28 protein-coding genes are annotated in these 25,711 nt (G+C 59.7%); 12 read left to right on the top strand and 16 right to left on the bottom strand.

What is annotated here, in order from left to right; translation table 11 throughout:
- Positions 1–53: 53 nt before the first annotated feature.
- From bioD to ABD903_RS09555, 11 genes are all read right to left on the bottom strand, one after another.
- Complete coding sequence (gene bioD / locus ABD903_RS09605) at positions 54–677, bottom strand: dethiobiotin synthase (protein WP_345223649.1); 624 nt, start codon at positions 675–677, stop codon at positions 54–56.
- 4 nt (positions 678–681) lie between these two features.
- Complete coding sequence (locus tag ABD903_RS09600; RefSeq protein ID WP_345223647.1) at positions 682–1,839, bottom strand: aminotransferase class I/II-fold pyridoxal phosphate-dependent enzyme; 1,158 nt, start codon at positions 1,837–1,839, stop codon at positions 682–684.
- Between the two features lie 98 nt (positions 1,840–1,937).
- Positions 1,938–2,942, bottom strand: coding sequence for a biotin synthase BioB (gene bioB, locus ABD903_RS09595; RefSeq protein WP_345223645.1), 1,005 nt, complete (start codon positions 2,940–2,942; stop codon positions 1,938–1,940).
- A 130-nt stretch (positions 2,943–3,072) separates the two neighbouring features.
- Positions 3,073–3,471 carry an inner membrane protein YiaA gene (yiaA, locus tag ABD903_RS09590; RefSeq protein ID WP_345223642.1) on the bottom strand — a complete coding sequence of 133 codons (399 nt, stop codon included), beginning with the start codon at positions 3,469–3,471 and terminating at the stop codon, positions 3,073–3,075.
- A gap of 324 nt (positions 3,472–3,795) precedes the next feature.
- Positions 3,796–4,797 (bottom strand): 23S rRNA pseudouridine(2604) synthase RluF, encoded by a 1,002-nt coding sequence (gene rluF / locus ABD903_RS09585; protein WP_345223640.1) that lies wholly within the window; start codon positions 4,795–4,797, stop codon positions 3,796–3,798.
- A gap of 101 nt (positions 4,798–4,898) precedes the next feature.
- Positions 4,899–5,474: a hypothetical protein gene (locus ABD903_RS09580; protein WP_345223638.1), complete on the bottom strand. Its 576-nt coding sequence runs from the start codon at positions 5,472–5,474 to the stop codon at positions 4,899–4,901.
- Between the two features lie 79 nt (positions 5,475–5,553).
- Entirely contained in the window at positions 5,554–6,231 is a 678-nt protein-coding gene (locus ABD903_RS09575) for a hypothetical protein (protein ID WP_345223636.1), read from the bottom strand.
- Positions 6,231–7,313, bottom strand: coding sequence for a proline iminopeptidase-family hydrolase (locus tag ABD903_RS09570; RefSeq protein WP_345223635.1), 1,083 nt, complete (start codon positions 7,311–7,313; stop codon positions 6,231–6,233). The genes ABD903_RS09575 and ABD903_RS09570 overlap by 1 nt, the downstream gene beginning before the upstream one ends.
- Before the next feature lie 201 nt (positions 7,314–7,514).
- Positions 7,515–8,249 (bottom strand): YebC/PmpR family DNA-binding transcriptional regulator, encoded by a 735-nt coding sequence (locus ABD903_RS09565; RefSeq protein WP_345223633.1) that lies wholly within the window; start codon positions 8,247–8,249, stop codon positions 7,515–7,517.
- Positions 8,250–8,375: 126 nt separating this feature from the next.
- On the bottom strand, positions 8,376–9,239 hold the full coding sequence (locus ABD903_RS09560) for an SDR family NAD(P)-dependent oxidoreductase (RefSeq protein WP_345223632.1): 864 nt from the start codon (positions 9,237–9,239) through the stop codon (positions 8,376–8,378).
- Positions 9,240–9,272: 33 nt separating this feature from the next.
- The gene (locus ABD903_RS09555) at positions 9,273–9,764 is read right to left on the bottom strand and encodes a hypothetical protein (protein WP_345223630.1); all 492 of its coding nucleotides are present in this window, start codon (positions 9,762–9,764) and stop codon (positions 9,273–9,275) included.
- 119 nt (positions 9,765–9,883) lie between these two features.
- Here ABD903_RS09555 and ABD903_RS09550 point away from each other — a divergent pair, with 119 nt between their 5' ends.
- The 6 genes from ABD903_RS09550 to ABD903_RS09525 all read left to right on the top strand — a co-directional run bounded on the left by ABD903_RS09550 (position 9,884) and on the right by ABD903_RS09525 (position 14,980).
- Positions 9,884–10,792, top strand: a complete 909-nt coding sequence (locus ABD903_RS09550) for an arginase family protein (RefSeq protein ID WP_345223628.1) — start codon at positions 9,884–9,886, stop codon at positions 10,790–10,792.
- A gap of 211 nt (positions 10,793–11,003) precedes the next feature.
- Positions 11,004–11,807, top strand: coding sequence for a hypothetical protein (locus tag ABD903_RS09545; RefSeq protein ID WP_345223627.1), 804 nt, complete (start codon positions 11,004–11,006; stop codon positions 11,805–11,807).
- Positions 11,770–12,042, top strand: a complete 273-nt coding sequence (locus ABD903_RS09540) for a TlpA family protein disulfide reductase (RefSeq protein ID WP_345223625.1) — start codon at positions 11,770–11,772, stop codon at positions 12,040–12,042. Before ABD903_RS09545 ends, ABD903_RS09540 begins: the two co-directional genes overlap by 38 nt.
- A gap of 22 nt (positions 12,043–12,064) precedes the next feature.
- Positions 12,065–13,264 (top strand): sensor histidine kinase, encoded by a 1,200-nt coding sequence (locus ABD903_RS09535; RefSeq protein ID WP_345223622.1) that lies wholly within the window; start codon positions 12,065–12,067, stop codon positions 13,262–13,264.
- Positions 13,261–14,022 carry a LytR/AlgR family response regulator transcription factor gene (locus tag ABD903_RS09530; protein ID WP_345223620.1) on the top strand — a complete coding sequence of 254 codons (762 nt, stop codon included), beginning with the start codon at positions 13,261–13,263 and terminating at the stop codon, positions 14,020–14,022. Before ABD903_RS09535 ends, ABD903_RS09530 begins: the two co-directional genes overlap by 4 nt.
- Before the next feature lie 142 nt (positions 14,023–14,164).
- Positions 14,165–14,980, top strand: coding sequence for a DUF4097 family beta strand repeat-containing protein (locus ABD903_RS09525; protein ID WP_345223618.1), 816 nt, complete (start codon positions 14,165–14,167; stop codon positions 14,978–14,980).
- 137 nt (positions 14,981–15,117) lie between these two features.
- Here the strand turns inward: ABD903_RS09525 and ABD903_RS09520 are convergent, their stop codons facing one another.
- Positions 15,118–16,152 carry an MBL fold metallo-hydrolase gene (locus tag ABD903_RS09520; protein WP_345223616.1) on the bottom strand — a complete coding sequence of 345 codons (1,035 nt, stop codon included), beginning with the start codon at positions 16,150–16,152 and terminating at the stop codon, positions 15,118–15,120.
- A gap of 203 nt (positions 16,153–16,355) precedes the next feature.
- On the opposite strand from ABD903_RS09520, the gene ABD903_RS09515 reads away from it, so the two are divergent.
- From ABD903_RS09515 to ABD903_RS09500, 4 genes are all read left to right on the top strand, one after another.
- Entirely contained in the window at positions 16,356–16,553 is a 198-nt protein-coding gene (locus ABD903_RS09515) for a hypothetical protein (RefSeq protein ID WP_345223614.1), read from the top strand.
- Between the two features lie 72 nt (positions 16,554–16,625).
- Positions 16,626–18,389: a urocanate hydratase gene (gene hutU, locus ABD903_RS09510; protein ID WP_345223612.1), complete on the top strand. Its 1,764-nt coding sequence runs from the start codon at positions 16,626–16,628 to the stop codon at positions 18,387–18,389.
- Between the two features lie 27 nt (positions 18,390–18,416).
- A complete protein-coding gene (locus tag ABD903_RS09505; RefSeq protein ID WP_345223610.1) occupies positions 18,417–19,265 on the top strand; it encodes a GIY-YIG nuclease family protein in 849 nt (282 codons plus the stop codon).
- A gap of 214 nt (positions 19,266–19,479) precedes the next feature.
- Positions 19,480–19,821 (top strand): DUF3592 domain-containing protein, encoded by a 342-nt coding sequence (locus tag ABD903_RS09500; protein WP_345223608.1) that lies wholly within the window; start codon positions 19,480–19,482, stop codon positions 19,819–19,821.
- Between the two features lie 186 nt (positions 19,822–20,007).
- Here the strand turns inward: ABD903_RS09500 and ABD903_RS09495 are convergent, their stop codons facing one another.
- Positions 20,008–20,577 (bottom strand): hypothetical protein, encoded by a 570-nt coding sequence (locus ABD903_RS09495; RefSeq protein WP_345223607.1) that lies wholly within the window; start codon positions 20,575–20,577, stop codon positions 20,008–20,010.
- Positions 20,578–21,021: 444 nt separating this feature from the next.
- On the opposite strand from ABD903_RS09495, the gene ABD903_RS09490 reads away from it, so the two are divergent.
- Both ABD903_RS09490 and ABD903_RS09485 read left to right on the top strand, forming a co-directional pair.
- Positions 21,022–21,930 carry a DUF5694 domain-containing protein gene (locus ABD903_RS09490; RefSeq protein ID WP_345223605.1) on the top strand — a complete coding sequence of 303 codons (909 nt, stop codon included), beginning with the start codon at positions 21,022–21,024 and terminating at the stop codon, positions 21,928–21,930.
- 260 nt (positions 21,931–22,190) lie between these two features.
- Complete coding sequence (locus ABD903_RS09485; RefSeq protein ID WP_345223604.1) at positions 22,191–22,619, top strand: BLUF domain-containing protein; 429 nt, start codon at positions 22,191–22,193, stop codon at positions 22,617–22,619.
- A 161-nt stretch (positions 22,620–22,780) separates the two neighbouring features.
- On the opposite strand, the gene ABD903_RS09480 is transcribed toward ABD903_RS09485, so the two are convergent.
- From ABD903_RS09480 to ABD903_RS09470, 3 genes are all read right to left on the bottom strand, one after another.
- A complete protein-coding gene (locus tag ABD903_RS09480) occupies positions 22,781–23,353 on the bottom strand; it encodes a hypothetical protein (RefSeq protein WP_345223603.1) in 573 nt (190 codons plus the stop codon).
- A gap of 696 nt (positions 23,354–24,049) precedes the next feature.
- Positions 24,050–24,619, bottom strand: a complete 570-nt coding sequence (locus ABD903_RS09475) for a cupin domain-containing protein (RefSeq protein WP_345223602.1) — start codon at positions 24,617–24,619, stop codon at positions 24,050–24,052.
- 84 nt (positions 24,620–24,703) lie between these two features.
- Entirely contained in the window at positions 24,704–25,534 is an 831-nt protein-coding gene (locus ABD903_RS09470) for an ion transporter (RefSeq protein WP_345223601.1), read from the bottom strand.
- Positions 25,535–25,711 lie beyond the last annotated feature (177 nt).

Below are 25,711 nucleotides of genomic sequence, written 5' to 3'. Positions count from 1 at the left end.
CAGGTCATTGTTATCCTGACAACTCGCAACTAACAACTCGCAACGAAAGACTGTCAACTCATAACTGCCAACTCGGTTTGCGCAGCGTAGCGGGCCACAGTGTCTGCATTCAGCTCCGACTCGGGTTGCAGGCGCAGCAGTATTGGCAGCGGAAACGCTTCCAGAATGGCTTCCTCGGTGTACAGCTCGGGCGCACCGTTAAAAACCAGGCCGCGCACCGGAATTCCGCGCTGCCGCAAAAATTCCAGCGTGAGTAGCGTGTGGTTGATGCTGCCGAGGTAATGCCTGCTTACGACTACCACATCCAGTTCCAGATGCTTGACCAAATCGGCCACCAGAAAGCCCGGGGCAAGTGGCACCAGCAGACCGCCCGCGCCTTCTACTACTAAATGGTTGTCGGTGTGGGGTAGCTGAAAATCAGTCGGGTTGATGCGCACGTTCTCAAACGCAGCAGCTTTGTGGGGCGAAGCGGGCAACTGAAAGCGAAACCGCTCGGGGTGGAAACGAGTGGCGGGGTGCGACACCAACCGGCGCACTTCGTCGGAGTCGGTATGATCGAGGCCGCCGGCTTGCACGGGCTTCCAGTAGTCGGCGCCCAGGGCCTGCGTAAGCACCGCGGCCGCTACGGTTTTGCCTACATCGGTGCCAATGCCGGTAACGAACAACCGCTCTGGCATAGAGTTAGACGCAGACTTCACAGGCTTGGCGGAGGGCGACAACGAGGTCATCTATTTCGGTTTCAGAGTTATAGCTGTGCACAATCACACGCAAGCACTGCTGGCCGGCCGGCACGGTGGGCGGTACAATGGCGCGCACATCGAAACCAGCGGCTTGTACCGCAGCAGCTAAGGCGCGGACTTGAATGGGCGAAAAGTGCGGCAGGCGCAGCGGCAGAATCACGCGGCTCTCGGCGGGCACCTGCACCTGCGTAACTGTGGCCAATTGTGATTGGGCGTAGGCAGAAAGGTGGAACAAGCGGGTACGGGCTTCGGCAAGGCTCGGCAGCAGCTTGTAGCCGGCTTGCAAAGCCGCAATAGTTACGGCAGGCAGCGCGGTGGTGTAAATGAACGGCCGGCTGAAGTTCAGCAGGTAATCGTGCAGCACGGCCGGGCCGACCACCGCCGCGCCTTGGCCGCCCAGCGCCTTCCCGAAGGTGACGATGCGGGCCAGCACCTGCGCATCGAGGCCCAGCGCCGTTACCAGTCCCTCGCCTTGCGGACCGTAAACCCCCAAGCTATGCGCCTCATCGACTACCAAATGCGCGCCGTGCTCCTGACAGGCGCTGGCAAATTCCACCAGCGGGCAGGCGTCACCACCCATGGAATACACCGCCTCTACGGCCACGAACAACGCTCCAGTAGCGGTGACGGATTTGGCCAGCAGTCGACGTAGGTCGGCCGCATCGTTATGGCGGAAGCTGTAAGCAGTGGCGAAGCTGGCGCGGATGCCGTCCTTCACCGAGGCGTGGGAAGCTTCGTCGTACAGAATAACGTCGTCGCGGCGGGGCACGGCGGAGAAAAAGCCCAGGTTAGCGGCGTAGCCCGAGTTGAACAGCAGCGCCGCTTCGGCATGGTGAAAGGCGGCAATACGCTGCTCCAAGGCCTCTGCCGCAGCGGAGTTGCCGGTGAGCAAACGGGCGCCGGTGCTACCCAGAACGTCGGTTTCGGTCAGCGCCTCTTGCATGGCCGCGCGCAGCTCCGGTGAGCGGGCCAGACCGAGGTAGTCGTTCGAGGCGAAATCGACTAAGCCAGTGGCGGGCAGCGTAAGGCGCCGGCGGGTGCCGCTGACCTCGCGCTGTTCAAGGTGTTGGGTGAGGCGCTGAAGGAGAGGGTTGGACATGCTTAGCGCGTCGAGAACAAGCAGCTACAGCTGGTACTGGTTGTCCTCCTCAGCTGAGGAGGGCAACCAGTACCAGCTGTAGCTTTTTAGGTTTGGCTTTATGCTTCCACGGCGGTTTTGGCCAACACGGTAGCACCTTCGGGCACGTGATTTTTGAACGACTTGCGCGGGGTTAAGCCCAGCAGCGCAAACATCTGCTGGTCGGCGTCGAAATCGGGGTTAGGCGTGGTGAGCAGTTTCTCGCCGCTGAAAATAGAGTTGGCGCCGGCCAAAAAGCACAGGGCTTGCTCGGTCACAGGCATTTCCTGGCGGCCAGCGGAGAGGCGCACCATCGTGTTGGGCATGAGGATGCGGGCCGTGGCAATCATGCGCAGCATTTCCCACACGCTCACGCGGGGCTGTTCGGCTAGGGGCGTTCCTTCTACGGGCACCAGCGCGTTTACCGGCACGCTCTCGGGGTGAGCGGGCAGCGTGGCCAGGGTGTGCAGCATTTTCACGCGGTCCTCGTCGGTTTCGCCCAGGCCGATGATACCGCCCGAGCAAACCGACAGGCCAGCTTTGCGCACGTTTTCCAGCGTGTTCAGCCGGTCGTCGTAAGTGCGGGTGGTAATGATTTCGCCGTAGTGCTCCTCGCTGGTATCAAGGTTGTGGTTGTAGGCGTACAGGCCGGCTTCTTTCAGACGCTCGGCCTGGTAATCATTCACCATGCCCAGCGTGGCACATACTTCCAAGCCGAGGTCGTTTACCTGCGTCACCATGTTCAGCACGCGGTCGAAGTCGCGGTTGTCGCGCACTTCGCGCCATGCTGCGCCCATGCAGAAACGGGTGGAGCCAGCCTCTTTGGCGCGCTGGGCAGCAGCAATTACTTCGGCATCGGGTAGCAGCTTATGGGCTTGCACGCCGGTGTGGTAGCGGGCGGCCTGGGGGCAGTAAGCGCAGTCTTCGGGGCAGCCACCGGTTTTCACGCTCAGCAGCGTGCACACCTGCACTTCGCCGGTGGCTTGGTGCCGGGCGTGTACTTCGCTGGCCTGGGCCACCAGTTGCAGCACGGGCTGGTGGTAGAGGGCGTGAACTTCGGCGAGGGTCCAGTCGGTACGGAGCATAGAGTCGTGGTTGGGGAAATGTAATGCGGACGAGAAACCTAAAGCGGCAACAAAAGGCCCACCTCAGCAGCGGAAAGACTGCTTTGGCGGGCCGAAGGTAGGAGGGAAGTTTGTTTTGCGCGACGCCGGGCTACTGATTAGCGCTGCTGTTGCGGCTGTCGCGGGTGTTCTTTTGCACGGCAATGGCGGCAAACAGGCTCAGCATAAACGACATGGCGTAAAAGCCTTTCTCGCTGAGCGTGAGGTTGGCATTCCACAGCCCTACGGTGAGCAGCAGCAGCGCCGCAATGGTAGAGAACCAGCACAGGCCGTAGTAAATATTAGTAACCGGAATGCCTTCGAGCTGGTCGCGTACCGTTTTCTGCAACGAAATGGCCGCAAAGAGCCCGAACAGCAGAATCGTGAAGTAGTAGCCTTTCTCGTTGAGCAGCATTTGGGCGTTCCAGAGGCCCACAACGAAGGCCACGATGCCGGTTAGCAGAGCAAGCCACGAAGCGGCCACAAAGGCATTGGAGGGTTTGGCGTCCATGAGGGGTAGAATGATACCAGGAAAAAGCAAACGGCAGCACCTTGCCAGCCGACGCCCAAACATAGCAGCAAGCCCCAGAAATTGGTACCCGAATTATTTCGCCCGTCTGACGTTACTCGCGCACACTTCGACGGCTTACCGCGCACTCATCTGGCTAGAATTAATCAGGCGAAACAAGCTGGGCCCTGAAGGAAAGGCAGAAAAAAGGTTGCAATCCGCCGCCCTTTCAGCCAAAAAAATAGCCAGTTTTCTGACTTTACAATCTGGTAAATTCAGCTCCTAACTGAAGCCTAAGCAGCTTAAGTAGCCGGTCAATCCGCTACGCTAGGAGCGTTTGCCGGGACGGGAGCTGCCGCGCTTGCCTTTGCTCGACAGGCCTTTGGCGGCTCCGCGCGGGCCATTGCCCGTACGAGCCGCCGGTTTAGAAGCTGCGGGAGTTGCCCCGCGTCCTGCAGCGGGCTTGCCGGTTCGGCTGCCGGCTGCTTTGGGCGGGGCCGGACGTGCGCCGGCCGGCGCCGTGCGGGCTGACTTTTGGGGCCGGGGCGCTTCCGACAGCCATTCGTTGCTGGCCAGCTTGTGCGCGGCTTTGGAGCCCGACGTGCGCCGGGAGGCAGTGCCACTGGAGTTTTCCAGAGCCGCAAAAATCCCCGTTAGTTCCTTCTCCGTCAGCTCGCGCCAGTCGCCCACGCCCAGGCCTTTCAGGGTAATGTTCATTACCCGAATGCGTTCGAGCTGCATTACTTCGTAGCCGAAATGCTCGCACATGCGACGGATCTGGCGGTTCAGGCCCTGAATAAGGGTAATGCGGAAGATGTAATCGGTTTCTTTTTTAACCTCACACTTCTTGGTCATGGTGCCCAGCATGGGCACGCCGTTGCGCATGCCCTCCAGGAAATGCTCGGTAATGGGCTTGTCCACCATCACGATGTATTCCTTCTCGTGCTGGTTGCCGGCCCGCAGAATCTTGTTGACGATGTCGCCATTTGAAGTCAGCAAAATCAGGCCCTGCGAGTCTTTGTCGAGGCGGCCGATGGGAAATATCCGCTCGCTGTGCTTGATGAAGCGGATGATGTTGTCCTTCACGCCCCGCTCGGTGGTGGTGGTAATGCCCGGCGGCTTGTTGAAGGCAATGTAAATGGCATCTTCGGCGGCGCGGGGCTCAATGAGGTTGCCGTTCACCACCACGCGGTCCTTTTCGGTTACCTGGTCGCCGATGCCGGCACGCTTGCCGTTCACCGTTACCACGCCCTGCTCAATGAAACGGTCGGCTTCGCGGCGCGAGCAAATGCCGCTTTCGCTGATGTATTTGTTGAGGCGGGTAGGCATGAAGGAGCGGGGCTAATGAATGGCGAAGTACAAAAGTACGGCGGTCCGCCCCAACCGGTACAGCCCGCAACAGTAACCCCGAGTAGAAAGCCACGGACCACTTAGGGCAGTTCAGCAGGCATTTCAGCGTTCCGATAAATGAGCAAGTGGGCCAAGTTATTGATAGGCATTGCCAGGTGTTGCCCAATCTGGGTAATGAGGCGTTCCAATACCTCTAACTCTTGAACCGCTTGGGTATAAGCCGCTGCCAATGCTGTTTTGGGTACTCGAGTTACCGCAGCGGTATCTGGCACAAACGATTCGTAAGAGTCTGTACAGTGCAGAATTACCTCGTGTTCTGAAAAGGAGGCTACCGGTCCTGGGTGGCCGTTATAGTATGCGTTTTGGTTTTTCAGGGCTACATGCTTCCAGAAAATAATATCGGATAACTCGCCACAACATTGCGGAAACAGGACGTTGGTGTTGTCGATGCGCAGGACATAGCCGCCCCATAACGACCCAATGCCATCGGCGCCATACTCACCTTTTATATAGCCTTGCAGATGATCGGCCACCACTTTTTTGAGATGGTTCAATTCCATGGTCGCGGCACGGTAGAAGGGTAGCCCCGGCGCGAAGGGAACTAATGCAGGGCTGGGGTGACTGACTTCCAGTACGGGAATGAGTTGTACGTGCATAGCACAGCCTAAACGAAGCTTTTTTAGATGGTCGGGAATGGTTATTTGGCTTTCAGGATGTTTGCTGTCTCGGGTTACCTTATGATTCAGGAACCGACTGAATGGCAAGAGTGCGTAGGGTATGGTAAGCGTGCGTTCGAAAATCCGGATAACTCACTGTCCCGCTTTCAAATTCAAAGATGACATCGCGCCCGTTAATAACGGAACGCGCCTCAATGCGGCTTGAGCTGGTTCTGTCCGGACCAATTTGGTTGTAATCAAGAATAATGAAGTTCGTACCGTCGATTTTCTCCAACCGTGATGCCAGCCAAACTAATGGCGGTGCTTTTCTAGCGGCTCTATCTCGGTTCTTAGAAAAAACGAATCCTCGAACCTCAGCAGTATCGAAAGCTGTCAATCCAGTACTCTCCAACTCATGCGTAATGGTAAGTCGGGCAAGGGTATCAACACAGGTAAGCGGGTCAAACCATCCATTTTCCTGGTGCAAGCAATTGCGCTTGGACAGAAAGCGGTGTTTGTAGCGGTGACAGGAATTACAATCCGAATAATGGACCCACTGCAGCAACGTGTCGTAAGCAATTGGCACCTCCAGATTGATGCGGGCAAAAGCCGGCCCGTTTTCCTTTGCGTTCAGGCTTATTGTGCGCTGCTGATATACGTTTGTTTGTGTTGCAGGCTCTGGAGCGCAGGCGCCAAACAGGCCAATGCCAAGCAGCACCATAAAAGGCCACAACAGGAATTTGAACCAGATACGCATTACAACGCCACCTCTTTCTCGCCCTTGTTCACGCCCTTTATGAACTTAATCAGCCCGCGCATGTAGGTCTGCTGGTCGTCGTAGAAGCTCATGTGGCTGCCGTTGGGGCAAATAAGAGCGGTGCCGTTCTGCACCTTGTCGGCCACCATGCGCATGTGCTCGGGGTCCATGGTATCGTGCTTGCCGCCGATGCTGAGCACCGGAACCGTGAGCTTGGGTAGGTCGGCGGTACGGTCCCAGTGCAGCAGCTTGCCCGATACGCCAAACTCACTGGGGCCCTGCATGGTCACGTACAGGCTCTGGTTCATCTTGGCGAACGAGCGGTTCACCGGCTCGGGCCACCGGTCCAGAGGAAGGCGCAGAATGTGCTCCACGTAAAAGTTAGGCATCAACAGCTCCATGTAGCGCGGGTTCTGGAAGTCTTTGCGCGCTTCAATCTGCCGGATTTCGCGCAGTACTTCGGGTTTCATCTGCGGGGCCAGTACCTGCTCGGCGTACTTGCCATAGGCCGGGATGCTCATCATCATGTTCGAAATGACGAGGCCCTTGAGGTGCTGTTGGTATTTGAGTGCGTATTCGGCCGCCAAAATGCCGCCCCAGGAGTGGCCGAGCAAGTAGAAGTTATCCTTGTTCAGATTCAGGGCCTGGCGCACCTGCTCCACTTCCTCCACATAGCGCGGCAGGCTCCACATGGCAGTGTCCTTGGGGTTGTCGGAGTTGCCGCAGCCGAGCTGGTCGTAGTAAATGAACTCGATGCCTTCCTGCGGCAGGAAGCTTTCCATGCACTCGAAGTACTCGTGCGTGGCGCCGGGGCCGCCGTTAAGCAGCAGCAACTTAATGCGCGGGTTGTTGCCGAAACGCTTGGTCCAAACGTTGAATTTGCCCTTGGGCGTGGTAATGGAAACCATCTGCACGCCGCCGTCTTTCACGCGGGCCGTGTCGCCGGCAAAGTAGCTGGCCGCAACGGTACCGGATGCGGAGGTTTGATTGGTACCCTCATCTTGGGTTTGCTGGGAGCAGGAGAAATTGCCGAAGCCAAGAGCCAGCAGAAACGCGCTGAAAAAGAGCCGAAGGGTGTTCATGGTTGCGGGAATAGGGTTAACTGGAGGGAAGCCACGGGTCGGCCGAGCCGGTGCCTAAACGTACCGATAATTCATGCCGCACCAAAAACACGGCGGGCCGCCCCAGAATGGAGCGGCCCGCCGTGCCGACCAATCGTCCACAAAATCCGCGCAATCCGAAAAATCCGCCGGAAACGAAGTTCAGCGAAGCTAATCCGTGGTCTAGCCCAGCGTGTGGTACACAGCCTGCACGTCGTCGTCGTCTTCGAACTTTTCGATCAGGTTCATGACCTCTTCCAGCTGCTCGCCTTCTAGGTGCACGGTGGTGTTGGGAATGCGCTGCAATTGGGCGCTAATCACGTTCAGACCTTTCTGCTCCAGGGCTTTCTGCATCTGGCCGAAGTCGCTAAAAGCGGTTTCCACCACAATGTAGTGCTTTTCCTGGCCGTGCTCGTCTTCCTCCGAGTCCTCGTAAATGTCTTCGGCGCCGAAGTCGATCAGCTCCAGCTCCAGCTCGTCGCGGTCGAGGCCTTCGGCGGCCAGCTTAAACACGCCTTTGCGGGTGAAGGTGAAATCTGACGAGCCAGCGGTGCCCAGGGCGCCGTTGCCGCGGTTGAAGTACATGCGCACGTTGGCCACGGTGCGGGTGGGATTGTCGGTAGCGGTTTCTACCACAATGGCCACGCCGTGAGGTGCGTAGCCCTCGTACACCACTTCGGAATAGTTGCCTTCGTCCTTGCTGCTGGCGCGCTTAATGGCGGCTTCCACGCGGTCTTTGGGCATGTTCACGCCCTTGGCGTTTTGCATGGCCGTGCGCAGGCGCGAGTTGGTGTCAGGGTTGGGCCCATTCTCCTTCACGGCAATTACAATTTCCCGGCCGATGCGGGTAAAATCCTTGGACATCCGGTCCCAGCGCTTCATTTTGCGGCCTTTCCGGAATTCAAACGCGCGTCCCATCTATGGTTCGGGTAAGTAGGTGAGTAGGTAAAAGGGATAAGGCGGGACGGGCCCGCGAAGGGGCTGCAAGTTAGCCGAAAGCCCGGCGGAGGGCAACCCCCAAGCCCGGTTGGGCGCAAGTACGGCTCAGGCGCCGGGCGGAAGCAACCCGATTTGCTTGCCGATAATGCGGTCGAAGAGGCGGCTAGGCAGCAGGCGCGGCAAAATCCAGTCCTGCAGGCGGCTGGGCACAATGGTGTAGCGCGCCTTGGGCTTTTGGGCTTCAAAAATGGCGACCAGTTGAGCCGCAACATTGGCCGGCTCAAGGCCTTTGGCGCGCTGGCTTTGCACGAAACGCGTGAACCGTTGCGCGGGGCCGTAATAGGGCGTATCGTGGTAAGCTTCCAGATCGATGCCTTTGTCCCAAATAGGTGTATTGGTTACGCCCAACCCTATCAGCACCACATCAATACCAAACAGCTGCAACTCCCGGCGCCAGGTGTGTGAAATACCTTCCAGCGCGTGCTTGGTGCCCACATAAGCGCCCACGAACGGCGCTGCTACCTGCCCGCTCACCGAGCCGATGTTCATCACGCGCCCCGGCGTGCCCGCAAAGCCCGGCCTAGCGCCTAGCAGTGGCAAAAAAGCCTGGGTCACCTGAATCAGGCCAATAACGTTTACCTCGAAATGCTGCCGAACGACCTCAATGGGCTGATGCATGAGCGGGCCGCCAAAGGCTACGCCCGCGTTGTTGATCAGGCCGCGCAAACCCGCGTCGCCCACTTGGTTCGTTACTTCGGTAACGGCCTGGCGAATAGCTGCCGCATCGGTCACATCGAACAGCAAGGGCTGAAACTGTGCGCCTAGTTCCTGTTGCAACCGCGCGGCATCGGTGGCTTGCCGTACGCTGCCAAATACGCGGTAGCCGCTGGCTAAAAACGCCCGTGCGGTGGCCAGGCCCAGGCCCGTGGATACGCCGGTAATAAGAATGGATTTTGCGGTGCTGCTCATGGCCGCAAGCTAGCATTTCAGTCCGCGCAGCGCCTATTTTTTCAGCACGCTCAGCTGATACACGCCCTTACTGCCCGCCGGAAAACCGTTAATTGTCATATCCAGCACCTGCTTTTTGGGGTCGAAGCGGAAAGTGCCGTTGTCGGCCTTCGGGTCGCCCTGGCTGCTCAGGTACAGAAAGCTGATTTTGTCGCCGCTCACGGTAAAGCGGCCGCGCTGATCGAACGTAACCGGGCCATTAGGGCCGGTGAGCTGCATGTGCTTTTCGTACATGCCCGATGGGAGCAAAGTAAGTGTACCGCCCACGCCGCCCGCCGTTACCGGCTCCTGGCCGGCCGAGTAAATGGTGTAAGAGCGGTATTGGTAGGTGGTGTAAAAGGAAGCCGGGTTGGCGGTAGCCGGAACGGCGGCCCGTTCCACTACTTTGGGTTTGCTAGCTGGCTTGCTTTGCGCCACCGCGGGGCAGGCGTAGCCGCTAATCAGAAAAATGAACAGGCCCAGAAGGGGAAAGAAGCGGAGTTGCATGCAGCGAAAGTAAACAGGGCAGCTCGGGCGCTGCCGGTTGCCGAAAGTACGCCCCATTACGTTTGGCGTACCGCGCCGGGTTCCCGTGCTTTGGGTTTCCGTTATAACCGTTACCTGCCATGCCCACGTTTCTGCGCGAACTGATTCGCCCCGCTGCCGAGCTACCCGAAGCCGACGTATGCCTGCTGGGTTTGCCCCTTGACCACGGCACGGTGCTGGAAGGCGGCCGCGCCGGGGCCGTGGGCGCCCCCGCGGCCATTCGGCGTGAGCTGCGCCGCTACCACAAAACCTACAACCTCGAGCACCACGTCAGCCTCGACCACCTGCGCATTGCCGATGCCGGCGACGTACCCGGTCCGCAGCCCTACAACCACGCCGCGCACCACCAGCGCATTCGGGAGCGGGTAGGGGAGTTGCTGCAGCAATACCCGCGCGTGGTTATCCTGGGCGGCTCGCACGACGGCACCTACGCCACTGTGCGCGGCCTCTTCGATGCTTCCGGGCAGCGGCCCGTGGGCGGCATTAACCTGGATGCCCACGCCGACGTGAAAGACCGCGCCGACCTGGGCAGCGGCACGCCCTACGGCAAGCTGCTGCGCGAAGGATTTGTGGCCGGCAGCCGCTTCACCGAAATCGGGCTGCACTCCAACCTCAACACTTGGGACGATATCAATTTCCTTAACCAGCAGGATGCCACCATCGTCCCGCTAAGCCATGTTCAGTCCGATGGGATGCCGCTGTACATGGAGCGCGCACTGCGCCGCGCCCTCGCGCCGGCCTTCGTGAGCTTCGATATAGATGCCGTGGCGCAGGCATTCGCGCCGGCCGTGTCGGCCCCCAGTAGCGACGGGCTTACGCCGCGCCAAGCCGTGGAGGCTGCTTTTGCTGCTGGCACACACGCGTCCGTAAGGCTGTTTGAAGTGGTTGAATTTAACCCCGTTTACGACCGCGACTTTATGACGGCCCGGCTGGCGGCTACCATCGTTACCGCCTACCTCACGGGGCTGGCGGCGCAGTTGCGGGCCTAAGGCACAATCTCTTCGGCCCGTTATTTACCGCCTTTATCCGCGTCCGGTCGGTGCCGGCCGCCACTCGGCGCCACTGGCTAGGTCTTGCTGCCAAGTCGGTTGAACTTGGTAGCTCACCTACGCTGAGTTACGCATGTGTGCTTTCAAATGGCAAAGCCTTTCACGCCGGTTCTTGTTGGGAGCGGCCGCCTGGGTACTTACTGCTGGCGGTGTGCCGGCGGATTATGAGGTGCGCGGCACGTTAAGCCGGGCGCAGCCCGGCACCCGCCTTGTGCTGTGCCGCATCCAGGCAGGCCAGTTCCAGCGTCTCGATTCCGCAAGGACTGACGCGGCGGGGCGGTTTCTGCTTCGCGGCGCCGTTACGCCCGGCGTGTATCAGCTGCGCACCAACCCGGCAAAACCGGGCGTACTGCTGCCGCTGGAGCCCGGGGCCCGCCTGCAGCTGCAAGCCGACGCTTCGCGCCTTACTTCTGCCACCGTGAATGGCTCGTCTGCGGCCGAGGCGGTGCAGCTGCTGCAGGCCGCTCAACGCACGCACGATGCGCGTTTGCAGGTGCTGATGCAGGAGTGGAGCGCGAAAAACGGGCAGGTGGATTACGGCAATGGCCCCAACCCCTGGGACCAGGCCCGGCAGGCCTTGCACGGCACGGCCCGGCAGGTAGCGCGCCGCTTTGCGGGCACAGCCGCCGCGCCCTACGCCGTTACCACCCTCGCCGGCTACCCCGAAAACGCCGCCTTCGTCGATTCCATGACCACCGTTCTGGAGCGCCGCCAGCCGCAAAGCCTCGATACGGAGGTGCTGCTGGCCCGCCGAAAAGCCCTGCGCGCCACCGCCGTGGGCGCCATGGCTCCCGATATTCGGTTGAACACGCCCGAAGGACAGCCAGTGGCCTTGAGCAGCCTGCGGGGCAACTACGTGCTGCTGGGATTTCTGGGCCTCGTGGTGCAAGCCCTGCCGGCAGGAAAACCCGGCGCTGGTGAAGCTGCACCGGCAGTACCGCGGCCGCGGGTTTGAGGTCTACAGTGTGTCGATCGACGAGTTGCGGGAGAAGTGGGTGCAGGCGGTAGCGCAGGACAGCCTGGATTGGGTACACGTGTCGGATTTGCGCGGTTTCGAAAGCCCCGTGGTGCGCACCTACGCCGCCGAATCCATTCCGCTGACATTGCTGCTGGACCCGCAGGGCCGCATTGTGGCGCGCAACCTGCGCGGCGCCGAGCTGGCGGAAAAAGTGGCCACGCTCATTCGTTAACTTAGCCGCCTGCCCCGCCGCTATGTCTTCTGAACTGCTTACGCCGCCTCCGCCCGCCGTGGAGCCCCGCTTACCGCCGGCCGCCAAGGCGCGTTTCGGGCGGCCCACGGCGCCGCCGCCCGCCGCGGCATGGGCCGCCGAGCCGCCTGCCCGCCTCACGGGCCGCGAGCTGGCGGCTATGGGCGGGTTTTACGTGTTGTTCGGCGTGTTTTACGCCGCTACCATTGCCTACACGGCGCAGGACTTTCAGCAACCCAATGCCTTTCCGGCCTACTTGCGGCAGGTGCTCCTGTTCGATTACCCACTCAAGGCCCTCTGGACGCTGCCCGTGTGGTGGCTGGTGTTCCGCTCACCGCTCGACCGGGCCTCGTGGCCGCTGAAGCTGCTGGCACACATGGTGCTGGGGCCGCTGTGGGTGTGGGCGTGGTTTGTTACGTATTACGGGCTCATGCAGCACCTGGGCGAAGGCACCATGCGAGGCAACGGCCGCGCCTGGGACGTATACATTCCGGCGCTGTTTTACGGCGTGCAGTTTGGCGTGCTGCACGTGGCACGCTTTACCCGCCAGCTGCAGCAGCGCACCTTTCTGGAGCAGCAACTGCGCGAGCAGGCCCACCGCAGTCAGCTGGCGGCGTTAAAGGCGCAAATCAATCCGCATTTTCTGTTTAACACCCTGAACTCCATCAGCGCGTCGGTGCCGGTGGAGCTGGAGGAAACCCGTTCCCTGATTGTGCGGCTGGCGCACACGTTTCGTTTTGCCCTGGAAGCTTCCTGCCACGAACGTCTGCCCCTGGCCGACGAGCTGGCCTTTCTGCGCAGCTACCTCGAGCTGGAACAGGCCCGTTTCGGCGACCGGCTGCAGGTGCGCTTTGCGGTGGAAGAAAAGTTGCTGCCGGTGCTGGTGCCGCCCATGCTGCTGCAGCCGCTGATTGAAAACGCCGTTCGTCACGGCCTGGCGCCGGTGGTGCAGGGCGGCACACTTACGGTGCAGGCCCGCCCGGAAGGCGCCACGGCCATTCGCTTCATCGTAACCGATACCGGCGCCGGCTTGCCCGCCAATGGCCCACGCCCTGCCGATTTGCTGGCCGCCCACGGTATTGGTTTAGGCAACACCCACGCCCGGCTGCAGGCGCTGGGCAGCCCCGGCTTGCACTTGCAGGCCGTGCAGCCGCACGGCCTGCAGGTCAGCTTTGTACTTCCGCTTGACTTTCCGCTGGCATGACCACGCTCATCATCGACGACGAAGCCCCGGCCCGCACCATTGTGCGGCAATACCTGGCCGATTTTCCGCAGCTGGAAATCCTGGGTGAGTGCGCCGATGGCCTGTCGGCCGTGGAGCAGATTCAGGCCCGGCAGCCCGCGGTTATTTTCCTCGACATTCAAATGCCGGGTCTCACCGGTTTCGAGGTGCTGGCCCGGCTGCCAGTGGTACCGCGCGTGGTGTTTTCCACCGCTTACGACCAATTTGCGCTAAGTGCCTTTGAGGCCGGCGCCGTGGATTACCTGCTAAAACCCTACGACCGCGCTCGGTTTGCTTTGACCGTGGGCCGCGTGCTCAACCACGCCGCCCAACCCGATGCCGCCCTGCAGCGCTTGTTGCAGCGCCTCGAAACCAGCCGGGCTGCCCAGCCTGCGGCTCCGACGCCCGCCACCTACCCGCCGCGTTTGTTTGTGCCGCAGGGGCCGCGCTTGGTGGCGGTGCCCGTCGATACCATTCGGTGGGTGGAGGCGGCCGGCGACTACGCCACGCTGCACACCACGGCGGGGCAGCACCTGAGCAACCTCGGCATTTCGGCCCTCCAGGAACGCCTGGACCCGCAACGCTTCCTGCGCATTCACCGCTCGGTGCTGGTGGCCCTCGATGCCGTGCGGGAATTGGAGCGCGACGGCAGCGGCGGCTTCTACGCCACGCTGGAAGGCGGCCGCGTGGTGCGCGTTAGCCGCAGCCATGCCGATTCGCTCCGCCCGTTGCTGGGCTGATGAGCGGTACACTTTTAGCCGGTTAGTAAGGAGGCAGTGGTTCCCGCGGCGATGTGTACGAAATAATCCGTCGATTTGCGCATCAGCCTGTAACGATGCCTTGTCGATGGAGTACTCACCGCAACCAAACCCATACAACACCATGAAAGCCCTACTTGCTGCTCTTTTGCTCGGCTCTGCTGCCCTCGCTGCCAGTGCCCAATCGGTCCCGGCCTTCACCTCCACCTGCGACGAAGGCCACTGGAGCAATTCCGGCCAGTCACGCTACTGCGAAACCCGCGACCTGACGCTGCCGGCTGTTAAATCGGGGCCGCTCACGGTAGACGGGCAGCGCAACGGCGGCATTTCGGTGAAAGGATACAGCGGCACCGAGGTGCGGGTGCGGGTAAAGGTGCAGGCCTGGGCCACCGACGAAGCTATGGCCAAAGCCAAAGTGGGCGCCGTGCAAATCAGCACCGCTAATAACACCCTGCGAGCCACCGGTCCCGACGAATCGGGTACTACAAACAGCGGTTACTCGGTGAGCTACGAGCTGCTGGTGCCCGAAAAGCAAGACCTGGCCCTAACCACCCACAACGGTGGCATTAGCATTGCCAACGTGCGCGGCGCGGTAACCTTTGCGGCCCAAAACGGCGGCGTAAACATTTCCGGCGACGGCGGCGACGTGCGCGGCACCACCCGCAACGGGGGGCTGAACATCACGCTCAGCGGCAAAAAGTGGGACGGTAAAGGCCTCGACGTAACCACCACCAACGGTGGCATTAACTGGAAAGTCCCCCAGGATTACTCCGCGCAGCTCTTCACCAGCACCCAGCACGGTCCTATTAACACCGATTTTCCCGTAAATGTGCAGGGCCGAATTGGGAGGGAAATAGCTCTGAATCTGGGCAAAGGCGGAACTTCGGTGCGTGCCGTAACCACCAACGGGGGCATCAATGTCAGCCGAGCCGGTAAATAAGCCGTACTTAGTAACCTGCTCCCTAAACAAGTTCGGGCCGCTTCTGCCAGTGCAGAGGCGGCCCGTTAGGTTTTAGCAAGGCCGGTGTTCAACGCAAAGCTTGGCTGATACCTGACTTTTTGCTTTCCATGGTGTGACTAGAAGTACACCTCTTTGTACGGGTAAGGCGGAAACGGATTCTCGGTTTCATCGGCTGCGTAGCCTGCTTTGCGCCCCTTGCGGCCCCATTTGCGGGTGCGGGCGTAGTCATCGGTTTTACTACGCCGGCTGGCCAGCAGCGCCAGCACCCCAATGGTTACGGCAGCACCTATGCCAATGGCAGCGGCCTGGGCCGGTAGCGGGTCGGCGGGAGCGGGCGGGAGGTACTGCACGCCATCGGCATCGAGGCGGGCGGGCTCTTGCACGTAGCGGCCGTGGGCGGGCATGGGGAAGTCGTGGGCGAGGCGCTCAAGTCCCGCCGCTGCTTCGGGGCCGGTAATAACGGGGCCGTGTCCGCAGCCAATGGCTTCGGGCCGCAGTGCCGCTAGTTGTTCCACGGAAGCCCGTACTTCGGTCCAGTTGTAATTGAAGGGGGCACCCGCCATGCTGATGCGCGGCATCTGCAGCAGCAACGCCGGCACCGACTCGTGGTTGGCGGTGGCAAAAGCATCGGCGCCCAGCAGCGTACGGTCCTCGTCGCGGAACAGGGCTATTTGGCCGGGGGCGTGGCCGGGCACGTGCAGCCAGCGCCAGCTGGGCAGGTAAGGCACGTCGTTCGTGTCGGCGGGCAGGGCCTGCACTACATCGGTGAGTTGAAACGACTGCGGCGGGAACAACCGCGCCATTAACGCCAGGGAGCCGCCGCGGTCCACGGTGGGGTCGGCGGGCGGGTACACGGCGCGGCCCTGTAGAAACGGCAGCTCCAGCGGGTGCGCCAGCACGGGCACATGCCAATGCTCGGCCAGTTCACGGGCCGAGCCGGCGTGGTCCATGTGGCCGTGGGTCAGTACAATGGCCTGGGGGTGTGAGCCGGGATAAAACAGCTGATCGGCCGCCGCTATAATGGCCTTGGCCGAACCCGGCAGGCCGGTGTCCACCAGTACCCATTCGCCGGGCGTGCCGGTTTCCACGAAGTATACGTTGACAAAACGCTGGATCTGAAGCTGGGTCACGCCAGCGGCTACCTGGTTCATACTCGTTTAGCAGTTTAGTGTAGCAAGGAGTACGCAGATTTAGCGGCTGGGATTAAAAGATTGATGTTTGGGCGCAGCACGAAGCCAAAAAGCCCCTCGGGTAACCAAGGGGCTTTTTTGTGCGGAAAGCCAAATAGTAACGGCCGGTGGTACCGCCGGTGCCCGTAGTACCCGTGCCACCTGCTGTTGAACCGCCGGCCGTAATGCCGCCCATGCTTGTGCCGTCGGTGGTCATGGTGCCGCCTGCAGTAGAGCTGCCAGCCGTAGAACCATTGCTCATGTCGCTCATGCTGGTGTCATTGCTCACGCCGCCGTCATCAGTAGCATCCATCGAGCTGCTGGTCGGTTCGGTGCCGCTGGTGGTGCCACCGGCGTTTTCCTGGGTGGCGTATTCGCTCTGAAAGGCTTATTACCCCGCGCTGAAACTCCTATATTCGCCGTTCCACCCCAACCCTGAATTTCCCCACCCAGCCATGTCGCACTCCGCCCTCGACACTCCCGAACTCAACCTCGAAGCCACCTCCAAATCTTCGGCCACCGGCAAAAACGCCCAGCGCCCGATGTATTACGAGCACAAGCCCGCGGAAACGGTGAAAGCCCAGCACGGTACCACGCTGCGCTGCAAAACCTGGGAAGCCGAAGCGGCCCTGCGCATGCTCGAAAACAACCTCGACCCGGCCGTGAGCCTGGTGTACGACGAGCTGATTGTGTACGGTGGCGCTGGCCGCGCGGCCCGCAACTGGAAGGAGTACCAGACCATCGTCAAGACTCTCAAGAACCTGGAGGCCGACGAAACCATGCTGGTGCAGAGCGGCAAGGCCGTGGGCGTGCTGCGTACCTGGCCCCACGCCCCGCGCGTGCTCATTGCCAACTCCAACATCGTGCCCGCCTGGAGCACCCAGGAGTACTTCGACGAGCTGGACAAGCTCGGCCTGATGATGTACGGGCAGATGACGGCCGGCTCCTGGATTTACATTGCCACCCAGGGCATTCTGCAGGGCACCTACGAAACTTTCGCCGCTGTGGGGGACAAGCACTTCGGTGGCACGCTGGGCGGCACCGTTACCGTAACGGCGGGCCTCGGCGGCATGAGCGGCGCCCAGCCGCTGGCCGTCACCATGAACGACGGCGTGTGCCTCGTTATCGAGCCCATCGACGCCCGCGTGAAGCAAAAGGTGCAGGAAGGCTACCTCGACGAGCAGGCCCGCGACCTAGACCACGCCCTCGTGTTGTGCGAGCAGTACAAGCAGGCGCGCCAGGGCTGGAGCATCGGCCTCACCGGCAACGCCGCCACCGTGCTGCCCGAGCTGCTGCAGCGCGGCTACAAAGTCGACATAGTCACCGACCAGACCTCGGCCCACGACCTGATGGACTACATTCCCGAGGGCGACATCGACCAGGTGCTGCAGCTGCGCAAAGACAACCCCGAGGAGTTCAAGCGCCAGGCCCTGGCTTCCATTGTGAAGCACTGCCAGGCCATTATCGACATGCAGGCCGCCGGCGCCGTGGCCCTCGACTACGGCAACAACCTGCGCGGGCAGGCCGAAAAAGGCGGCCTGCAGGTGCGCGACGAAAACGGGCAGTTCCTCTACCCCGGCTTCGTGCCCGGCTACATCCGCCCGCTGTTCTGCGAGGGCAAAGGCCCCTTCCGCTGGGCCGCCCTCAGCGGCGACCCGCAGGACATTCTGCGCATCGACCGGGCCCTGCTGGAAACCTTCCCCGACAACAAGATGCTTGCCCGCTGGATCGAGAAGGCCCAGGCCAAGGTGCCCTTCATCGGCCTGCCGGCCCGCGTATGCTGGCTGGGCTACGGCGAGCGGGAGAAGTTCGGCCTGGTCATCAACGACCTGGTGGCCCGCGGCGAAGTCTCGGCCCCCATCGTCATCGGCCGCGACCACCTCGACTGCGGCTCCGTGGCCTCGCCCAACCGCGAAACCGAGGGCATGAAAGACGGCTCCGACGCCGTGGCCGACTGGCCCCTGCTCAACGCCCTAGCCAACACCGCCTCCGGCGCCGACTGGGTGAGCCTGCATAACGGTGGCGGCGTGGGCATCGGCAACAGCACCCACTCCGGCATGGTGATAGTAGCGACAGGAACCCCCGAAAAAGCCGAGCGCCTGCGCCGCGTGCTCACCACCGACCCCGGCATGGGCGTCTTCCGCCACGCCGACGCGGGCTACGAGCTGGCCCAGCAGGTAGCCGAGGAGCGCGGGGTGAAGATTCCGGGAAGGGAGTAATTAGTTTCTATTGCATCGTTTGTTTGTATGAATGTATCAGCCACAATCAAGCTTTTCTTACCGCATGGGGATGCCAAACGCTTGCGTGTTGTAGAAGTATCTAATTGGACGGGCAAAGCCTTAGCAGCACCACGAACCGAATTAGAGGATCTATTGAAGCGTGACGAAGCTCATAATGCTGGGATTTACTTTTTGTTTGGCGTGGACCCAGAAACAGGAAAGCCACGGTCTTACATAGGTGAAGCAGAGGTAATTGGGGAGCGACTTAAGCAACACAAAGCCAAAGATTTCTGGAATTCACTCGTGTTTTTTGTTAGTAAAGATGAAAATCTCACAAAAGCACATATAAGATATCTTGAGGCACGACTTATTGATGAAGCTCGAGGCGTTGGGCGGTATCAATTAGAAAATACCACTTTGAATAAACCAAAGCTTCCTGAGTCTGATAGAGAAGATATGGAAGTGTTCCTAACGCGCATCAGGCAGGTTTTACCCGTACTGGGTTCTGATTTACTAGCGCCATTACTTAGCGCCGTGCCAACTGCTAAACTTGAAGGCGAGCTAACTTGCCGAATCAAAAATGCAGTAGCTAGGGGTAAAAGGACACCTGCTGGTTTTGTAGTATTTAAGAACTCTACCGCAGTCTTAGCTGAAAGACCCTCAGCTGGAACACAGCATGGATATGTTGTAGAATTGCGGAATAAATTAATTGAGGAAGGAATTCTGATAAAGGATAAGGATCTACTAATATTTTCCGAAGATGTAGAATTCACAAGTCCAAGTGCAGCAGCAGCAGTAATACAAGGAGGGGGCGCAAATGGGTTGACATCTTGGAGAAATAGTGCTGGAAAAACCCTGAAGCAAATAGAAGCTTAGAGTAGTTTGCACAATCTGAATGGCGCAATATTATAACACATGCCAGTTGATTGCCCCTTTCTGCCGTGCCATAGCTACTGGCATCAGCGACATCCCCGGGAAGATCCTGCGGCGTTTTTCATTTAGTTATAATGTGCGGTTTATAGCCGTGTGTGAACCGTAGTCGGAATACTGGTGAAACTTCTAGTATTGACTAGATAAATCCCGATGATATATGGAAATTAATGCTTTTACGATGCTAATATTGGCTATAATGGCAGCAATGCTGATATACGCATTTTATAGTGCTGAAAAGCGCAAAGAAAGACTACGGGTAAATGGCCAGTATGCACAAGGAATAGTAGTAAAGAATAAGATAATATGGGGGAGGATTACGGTAGTTAAGCCGGTTATTCGATTTGAAATTCAAGATGGGCGAATTATTGAGGCGCTGTATGAGCATGGAGTGGCTTTGGCAGTACCTCGTCACCCAAAGGGGGCGACGGTAACCATATTATACGATGCAATGAATCCTGACGACTTTGATATCGTAGCAGCCAGCCGTAGGTACATCTGAGTAGTAAACGGCTTACGGGCCTGGGCCATTCGGTTTACATTGCAAACTCCCGCGGGCCGGAACCCTGAACGGCCTGGCCCAGAAAACCGGCGCTGTTTCCGTTGCATCTCGCTGATGCTGGCCTCCCAGCATTTGGGTAAGTGGTAAGTTGATGGTGCCGTCCCCAATTAGGCTGCAACGGTTTTTCTAAGCCACGCGGGAAGCCCCGGCTCCTGACGCTTGTGGTTCGGCCGCCTGACGGAACAGCCACGCCGAGGCCAGCCACAGGCCCACGAAAAGCATGTTGCCGACCAAGCCCCGCGTCACATCCGGGGTAAAATCCGGCTGCCAGAACAGCAGCGAGGCCAGCGGCGCCAGGAATTGTGCCGCGCCGGCCGCAAGCATGGCGCGGGCCATGTCGCGCGCCCGGAAGCGCGCCATAACGGCCCCGATAATGGCAATCAGAAACGTGCTGCCCAACATCAGGTTAGCAGGGTTGGGCCCCGCCCCAATAATGCCCACGGCTAGGTTTACCCACACCGACAGAAACCCGGCGGCCACCGCCAAACCCGCGGCCACGCGGTAGGTAGCATTGCCGCGCTGGCTGAACAACAGTTCGCCCGCCAGCCCCGTGCTGAAGATCAAGGCCCCCATTACCACAAAATCTGACAAGGTCCAGTTAACCTCACTGGTTACTTGCATGGCCACAAACGGAACCAGCAACAGGCACGCGGTTATCACCGCGGGACGAACAAAATTTTTAGGTTGGAAGGCCATACCGGTACAGGCTGTTGGGTGAAAAGGAAGTGAAAGGGTAGGGTATTGCGTTGCTCTGGAGGGTAGACTTTACATGCCGTCGGCCACCAAAGCAGGAATGATGCAAAGCAAATAAAAGAACTTTGTATTTCAAAGTAAATTAAGCTAGAGCAACTCTGATCGTGACAAGTTTTGCTTGAAACACAGCTTGGCTGCTGACAAGGGGCCTCTGACGCTGATGTGTGTCGGGCTGCTGGGTCATCGGCACCACGTAGCAGGCCCGCTTGATGCGCGGCTGACCTACAGACTATATGCTGCGTGCGGGGCACACTCCTCCCGGGCCACGCTTGGGAAGCGCATTTGCCTTTGGTTCGGCAACAGTACCCGCTATGTGCGCAATGCACTTGGCTGCAAACCGTTTGACTGGCAGGCAACGGTAAGAACCGGTCTTGCATCTGGCTGGGTATGATGACCTTCGCCCGACAACTCGCGACCCTGTTGCTGATAGCAGTTCCTCTTTCCCTGGCTGCCCAAAAAGCCGCTCCAAAGTCGAAGCCGGCACCTATTCAGGTAATGACGCTGGGCACGTTTCATTTCGCGTATCCCAACCTCGATCGGCACAAAATTGAGCGTACCGACCAGGTAGACGTGCTGGCCCCGCGGTACCAGGCCGAAATAACCCGCCTGGCCGATGCGCTGGCGCGCTTCCGGCCTACGCACGTGCTAGTGGAGGCCGAGCCCGCCAAGCAGCCGCGCAACGACTCGCTTTACCGGGCCTACGTGGCCGGGCGGCACACCTTACGCCGTGACGAGCGGGAGCAGCTCGGCTTTCGGCTGGCCCGGCAGCTGGGCCTGCCCCGCGTTTGGGGCGTCGATGCGGACGGGGCCTATTACAATTCGCTGCAGCAACTGTTCAACGACACCGCCCGGGTCAGGCGTTTCGAGCGTTTTCTCGACCACAACCCCGATTCGGCGGTGCAGCGGCGCTACCAAGCTCTATACCGCGCCGATGACCTGCTGCCCGCCCGAGCCGGCTTGGTGGCGGCCCTAACCACGCTTAACGAGCCGGCCAATTTGCGCCACAAGCAGGGCGCCTACCTGGTGGGCAGCTTTAAGTACGAAGAAGAGCCGGGCAGCTACACCGGCGTCGACTTTGAAACCTCGCGCTGGTACAGCCGCAACCTGCGTATCCTGCGCAACATGCAGCGTCTGCCCATCCGCCCCGGCGACCGGGTGCTGCTCATCATCGGGGCCGGGCACGCGGGTTTGCTCAACTACTTTTTGCAATGCTCACCCGAGTACCAATTGGTTGACGTGGAGCCCTACTTGCGGCAGGCGGCCAAACCTCAGGTAACAGCCGAAAAAGGACGCTGACTTGCTGCGCACCCGCAAACGGGGGCGAGTACCAGGATTGGAGAGAAGGTAGTGTTGCCACTTCCGTTGCAGCAACTCCGGCTGCGCTGCCTCGGACACAAACCCACGCCTTACAGGTGCATTGGCGGGCTGAGAAACCAACGGCCTGAGGGCAAGTTGCTTTCGTGAAGGTGAAGGACTATATTAACGCTACTTGCCTACTGCTTTCTATAGCCATCTGCAAACCACGCCGCTCGGTTAGCGGGCCTAACGCTCCTTATATGCACCACATTGTTTACCAAAGCAGTGCCGTGGGTGAGCCAACCGCTGCCGATCTTGCTTTTTTGCTGGAGCAGGCCCGCACCAATAACCTGCGCCTGGGAATTACGGGCCTGCTGCTCTACGGCAGCCACAGCTTTTTGCAGGTGCTGGAAGGAGAGGAGGAAGCCGTGCGGGCGGTTTATGCCCGAATAAAGGTCGATTACCGAAACACCCGCGTGTTCAAGCTGGCCGATGGCCCCATTCAGAAACGCCTGTTTGCTAACTGGAGCATGGGTTTCCAAACGCTAACGGGCGAGGAATTTGCTCGCCTCACCGGCTACATCGACCCCTACCGTTCCGGCTTCCTCGACGCATACTTACCCTCCGTCGACGAAGAGCTGGTGAGCGTGTTCAAATCGTTCGTGGTCGACGAAAGCGCGCAGTTTTAAGCAAGTGCCCTCTGTTTGCAGCTTCGAATTCAGGAGCCGATACCGCAACGCTAAGTGTTTGGTCAAAGGCCTTACGCCTTGTTCACGAGCCTGGTTGAAGTTCAGCCAGAACCAAGCAGGCCCCGGTGGTGGTAGGCGAATTTCAGGCCCGGGCGCCGGTGCTAAACCGCTCCGCTAGTTTCCGTTTCCGATGCGCGGCGTTGGCCGGCCGCCTGCCGAAACAGCAAGCCCGACCCAACCCAAAGCGTAACGAAAAGCATGTTCCCCACGGCGCCCTTCCATACATCGGGGGTAATATCAAACTTCCAGATCAGCAGCCCAAGCACGGGAACCAGGAATTGCAGGGCTGCCGCCGTAAACATGGTGCGGGCCATGCCCAGCGGCCGCAAGCGCGCAATAATCGACCCGAGGAACACGCTCATGAGCACGCCACCGAACAGCAGGTTGGTTGGATTGGCGCCATCCCCAATGATGCCCACCGCCAGATTGGTCCAGATGGTGAGGAACCCGGCCGCCAGCGCAAGACCCACCGCCAACTTGTAGGTGAGGCCGCTCCATTGGCTGGAAACCAGCTCGTACATAAGGCCCGTACCAAAGATTAGCGTGCCGGCCACCGCAAAGTCAAACGCGTCCCAACCCTCGCCATTGCTCAGCAATGTGGCTGCCAAGGGCACCATTAAGAGGCAAACGGTTACAAGCGCGATGCGAATAATGTTTTTGAGGCGCAAAGTCATGGCAGTAGAAAATGGATGTTGGAAAACAAAGCTGGAACCCACTGCCTGAGGCTTCTCAGTAGACTGAAATCCGCTAACAGCAGCGCTAAAGACCAGGTCAGCAGGTATGACGCGAAGTGAATAAAAGAACTTTGTAATACAAAGTAAATTATTCTCGAAGTGAACTTGAGCCAGCTATTAATTCTTGAAAACGAGCGTATTCGGTTTTTTAGTAGCACCGATGCCGCCGGGTTGCAGGCACCGCTGAAGCTATCAGTCCAGCCGCGTATGTGGTTGAAGGGACAGTTCCGGCATTTTGTGGCGAACAGCCGGACGTAATGCCGATACGCCTAACATTGCTTGCCGTGTCTTCGCGCACGGCAGCAGGAAACCGCTCCGGTTTCCCCTGCAACGCCAGGTGTTCGAATGGGGCACTGCCAATCAGGCTACCCTAATTCACGTGGGGTAGGGGAGCGGAGCACCACCACCTGGTATCATATACACGAGTGGTAAAGGCCAGCATGGTGTGCCCGGCTCTGGCCTTGCACCACTTCCTCCAGAGCCGACCGGAGCGGAAACGACCTGGCAAAGCCAAACCCGGCAGCCGGAGCTTGGCATGGCCGGTAATGCAAGTCTGAAACCACCAGAACCCCGTGCGTTGCAGGTCCATGCAACAAGTGCTGGGTCCATAAAAGCCGCCGCCTTGGTACACAAAACTTAGTCGGGCTTCAGCGACGGGCCGATGATGTGAATATCATGCCGGGCAGCCAGGGCTTTGCGGCTTTCGATGCGCTGGTCGGTGAGCGTGCTGCCCGCACGAAAGTACTCTTCCATGGTGCCGGCAGGTTGGTGCATTACCAGCAGGCGGGCCGTGCCGGCGCTGGTTTTAACGAAAGCGTGCGGCACGCCCCGGGGCACCAGCAGCGTGTCGCCGGCTTTCAGGCGCAGAATTTCCTTCCCTGCCTGAAATTTGAATTCGCCTTCCTCCACCGCAAACCACTCCTCGCAGTCTTTGTGGTAATGCAGGGCCGGGCCCGCGTACGAGGTGCGAACAGTGTCGAAAATCACGCAGCGCCCACCCGTATCCTTGCCCGAAACTTTCACGGTAAACTCGGCATCTAAAAAGCGGAACGGCTGGTTGTAGCGGTCCTGGCCCTTGCGAACCAGCACAGCCTGAGCCGGCAGCCCCGCAGGGTTGGCAGCGGCCGGCAGGGAAACCCCTGCGGGCAGTACAAAGGCCGTAACCGGCACCATAGCCGACAATTGGAGGAAGGTGCGTCGTTGCATAATGCTTAGCTGGGATATAAGGTAATATAGGTATTTTGTAGCTGGGCTGCCGCTGGAGAAACATTCTGCGGTTGCAGGAAGCCGTTACAGCTTTTCCCCGCAACGCCAGCAAAATTCGGCGTCGGCGCGGTGGCCGCTGGCCTGGCACACGTGGCAAACGGCCAGCTTAGCGCCGGGCCTGTCGGCGGTAGGCAGCGCCATTTGGGCCGACACGATGCCTGTGGGCACGGCAATGATGGCGTAGCCCAGTATCATGAGCACCGAGGCCAGAGTTTGGCCCAGCACCGTAGTGGGCGAAATATCCCCGTAGCCCACCGTAGTTACCGTTACAATAGCCCAGTACACGCATTTCGGAATGCTGGTGAAGCCGTTTTGCCCGCCCTCAATCACGTACATAAGCGTGCCTATCACCACCACCAGCGTGAGCACGGCCGTCAGAAACACCAGAATCTTAAACCGACTGGCCTTGAGTGCCCCCACAATGAATTCGCCTTCGCCCACAAAGCGCCCCAGTTTAAAGATGCGAAACACGCGCAACAGCCGCAGCGTGCGGATAACCATTAGGTAGTGGCTGCCGGTCATTACCAGCGCCACAAGGGTAGGGGCGATGGACAGGAAATCGATGATGCCAAACAGGCTGACCGCGTATGCCAACGGCCGGCGCACCACCAGCAGCCGCACTATGTACTCGATGAGGAAAAGGCCCGTGAACAGCCATTCCACTGCGCGCAGAATGTGGCCGTATCGGGCCTCTATGCTGCGTACGCTTTCCAGCATTACCGCCAACACGCTCAGCACAATAGCAGCCAGCAGGGCAATGTCAAACAGCTGACCCGCCCGCGTGTCCGATTCAAAAACGACACTGTAAGCGGTTTGCTTCCAGGAAGGCGCACTAGCGGAGGGACGGGTATCCATAAGGCAGAAAAGACCGCCCCAGCAATGAGCACGGCTTGTAAGTAGCTGTTACGTACGCAAACCTACCAGTGCAGGCTAAATGGCGGGCTAAGCCTGCAGCTGAGTTGCCCGGGTCTGCCAACAGGTGAAAATGGGAAAGGCTGGCGAATTGGGCGCTGCAAAGTAATTAAGCCGCTA

It is taken from the genome of Hymenobacter koreensis, from assembly GCF_039541855.1.
Lineage (GTDB): Bacteria > Bacteroidota > Bacteroidia > Cytophagales > Hymenobacteraceae > Solirubrum > Solirubrum koreensis.
The sequence above is the reverse complement of the archived record's forward strand: the minus strand, read 5'-3'. Positions and strand labels throughout refer to the sequence as shown.

Excerpts from the sequence above, each read along its gene's own strand:
- yiaA (WP_345223642.1), bottom strand. The coding sequence starts at position 3,471 with ATGGACGCCAAACCCTCCAATGCCTTTGTGGCCGCTTCGTGGCTTGCT.
- ABD903_RS09530 (WP_345223620.1), top strand. The coding sequence starts at position 13,261 with ATGACCACGCTCATCATCGACGACGAAGCCCCGGCCCGCACCATTGTG.
- ABD903_RS09550 (WP_345223628.1), top strand. The coding sequence starts at position 9,884 with ATGCCCACGTTTCTGCGCGAACTGATTCGCCCCGCTGCCGAGCTACCC.
- ABD903_RS09490 (WP_345223605.1), top strand. The coding sequence starts at position 21,022 with ATGATGACCTTCGCCCGACAACTCGCGACCCTGTTGCTGATAGCAGTT.
- ABD903_RS09570 (WP_345223635.1), bottom strand. The coding sequence starts at position 7,313 with ATGAACACCCTTCGGCTCTTTTTCAGCGCGTTTCTGCTGGCTCTTGGC.
- bioB (WP_345223645.1), bottom strand. The coding sequence starts at position 2,942 with ATGCTCCGTACCGACTGGACCCTCGCCGAAGTTCACGCCCTCTACCAC.
- ABD903_RS09580 (WP_345223638.1), bottom strand. The coding sequence starts at position 5,474 with ATGCACGTACAACTCATTCCCGTACTGGAAGTCAGTCACCCCAGCCCT.
- ABD903_RS09525 (WP_345223618.1), top strand. The coding sequence starts at position 14,165 with ATGAAAGCCCTACTTGCTGCTCTTTTGCTCGGCTCTGCTGCCCTCGCT.
- ABD903_RS09505 (WP_345223610.1), top strand. The coding sequence starts at position 18,417 with ATGAATGTATCAGCCACAATCAAGCTTTTCTTACCGCATGGGGATGCC.
- ABD903_RS09500 (WP_345223608.1), top strand. The coding sequence starts at position 19,480 with ATGGAAATTAATGCTTTTACGATGCTAATATTGGCTATAATGGCAGCA.
- hutU (WP_345223612.1), top strand. The coding sequence starts at position 16,626 with ATGTCGCACTCCGCCCTCGACACTCCCGAACTCAACCTCGAAGCCACC.
- bioD (WP_345223649.1), bottom strand. The coding sequence starts at position 677 with ATGCCAGAGCGGTTGTTCGTTACCGGCATTGGCACCGATGTAGGCAAA.
- ABD903_RS09560 (WP_345223632.1), bottom strand. The coding sequence starts at position 9,239 with ATGAGCAGCACCGCAAAATCCATTCTTATTACCGGCGTATCCACGGGC.
- ABD903_RS09475 (WP_345223602.1), bottom strand. The coding sequence starts at position 24,619 with ATGCAACGACGCACCTTCCTCCAATTGTCGGCTATGGTGCCGGTTACG.
- ABD903_RS09575 (WP_345223636.1), bottom strand. The coding sequence starts at position 6,231 with ATGCGTATCTGGTTCAAATTCCTGTTGTGGCCTTTTATGGTGCTGCTT.
- ABD903_RS09470 (WP_345223601.1), bottom strand. The coding sequence starts at position 25,534 with ATGGATACCCGTCCCTCCGCTAGTGCGCCTTCCTGGAAGCAAACCGCT.
- ABD903_RS09485 (WP_345223604.1), top strand. The coding sequence starts at position 22,191 with ATGCACCACATTGTTTACCAAAGCAGTGCCGTGGGTGAGCCAACCGCT.
- ABD903_RS09555 (WP_345223630.1), bottom strand. The coding sequence starts at position 9,764 with ATGCAACTCCGCTTCTTTCCCCTTCTGGGCCTGTTCATTTTTCTGATT.
- ABD903_RS09495 (WP_345223607.1), bottom strand. The coding sequence starts at position 20,577 with ATGGCCTTCCAACCTAAAAATTTTGTTCGTCCCGCGGTGATAACCGCG.
- ABD903_RS09520 (WP_345223616.1), bottom strand. The coding sequence starts at position 16,152 with ATGAACCAGGTAGCCGCTGGCGTGACCCAGCTTCAGATCCAGCGTTTT.
- ABD903_RS09600 (WP_345223647.1), bottom strand. The coding sequence starts at position 1,839 with ATGTCCAACCCTCTCCTTCAGCGCCTCACCCAACACCTTGAACAGCGC.
- rluF (WP_345223640.1), bottom strand. The coding sequence starts at position 4,797 with ATGCCTACCCGCCTCAACAAATACATCAGCGAAAGCGGCATTTGCTCG.
- ABD903_RS09565 (WP_345223633.1), bottom strand. The coding sequence starts at position 8,249 with ATGGGACGCGCGTTTGAATTCCGGAAAGGCCGCAAAATGAAGCGCTGG.
- ABD903_RS09480 (WP_345223603.1), bottom strand. The coding sequence starts at position 23,353 with ATGACTTTGCGCCTCAAAAACATTATTCGCATCGCGCTTGTAACCGTT.
- ABD903_RS09535 (WP_345223622.1), top strand. The coding sequence starts at position 12,065 with ATGTCTTCTGAACTGCTTACGCCGCCTCCGCCCGCCGTGGAGCCCCGC.
- ABD903_RS09515 (WP_345223614.1), top strand. The coding sequence starts at position 16,356 with ATGCCGCCCATGCTTGTGCCGTCGGTGGTCATGGTGCCGCCTGCAGTA.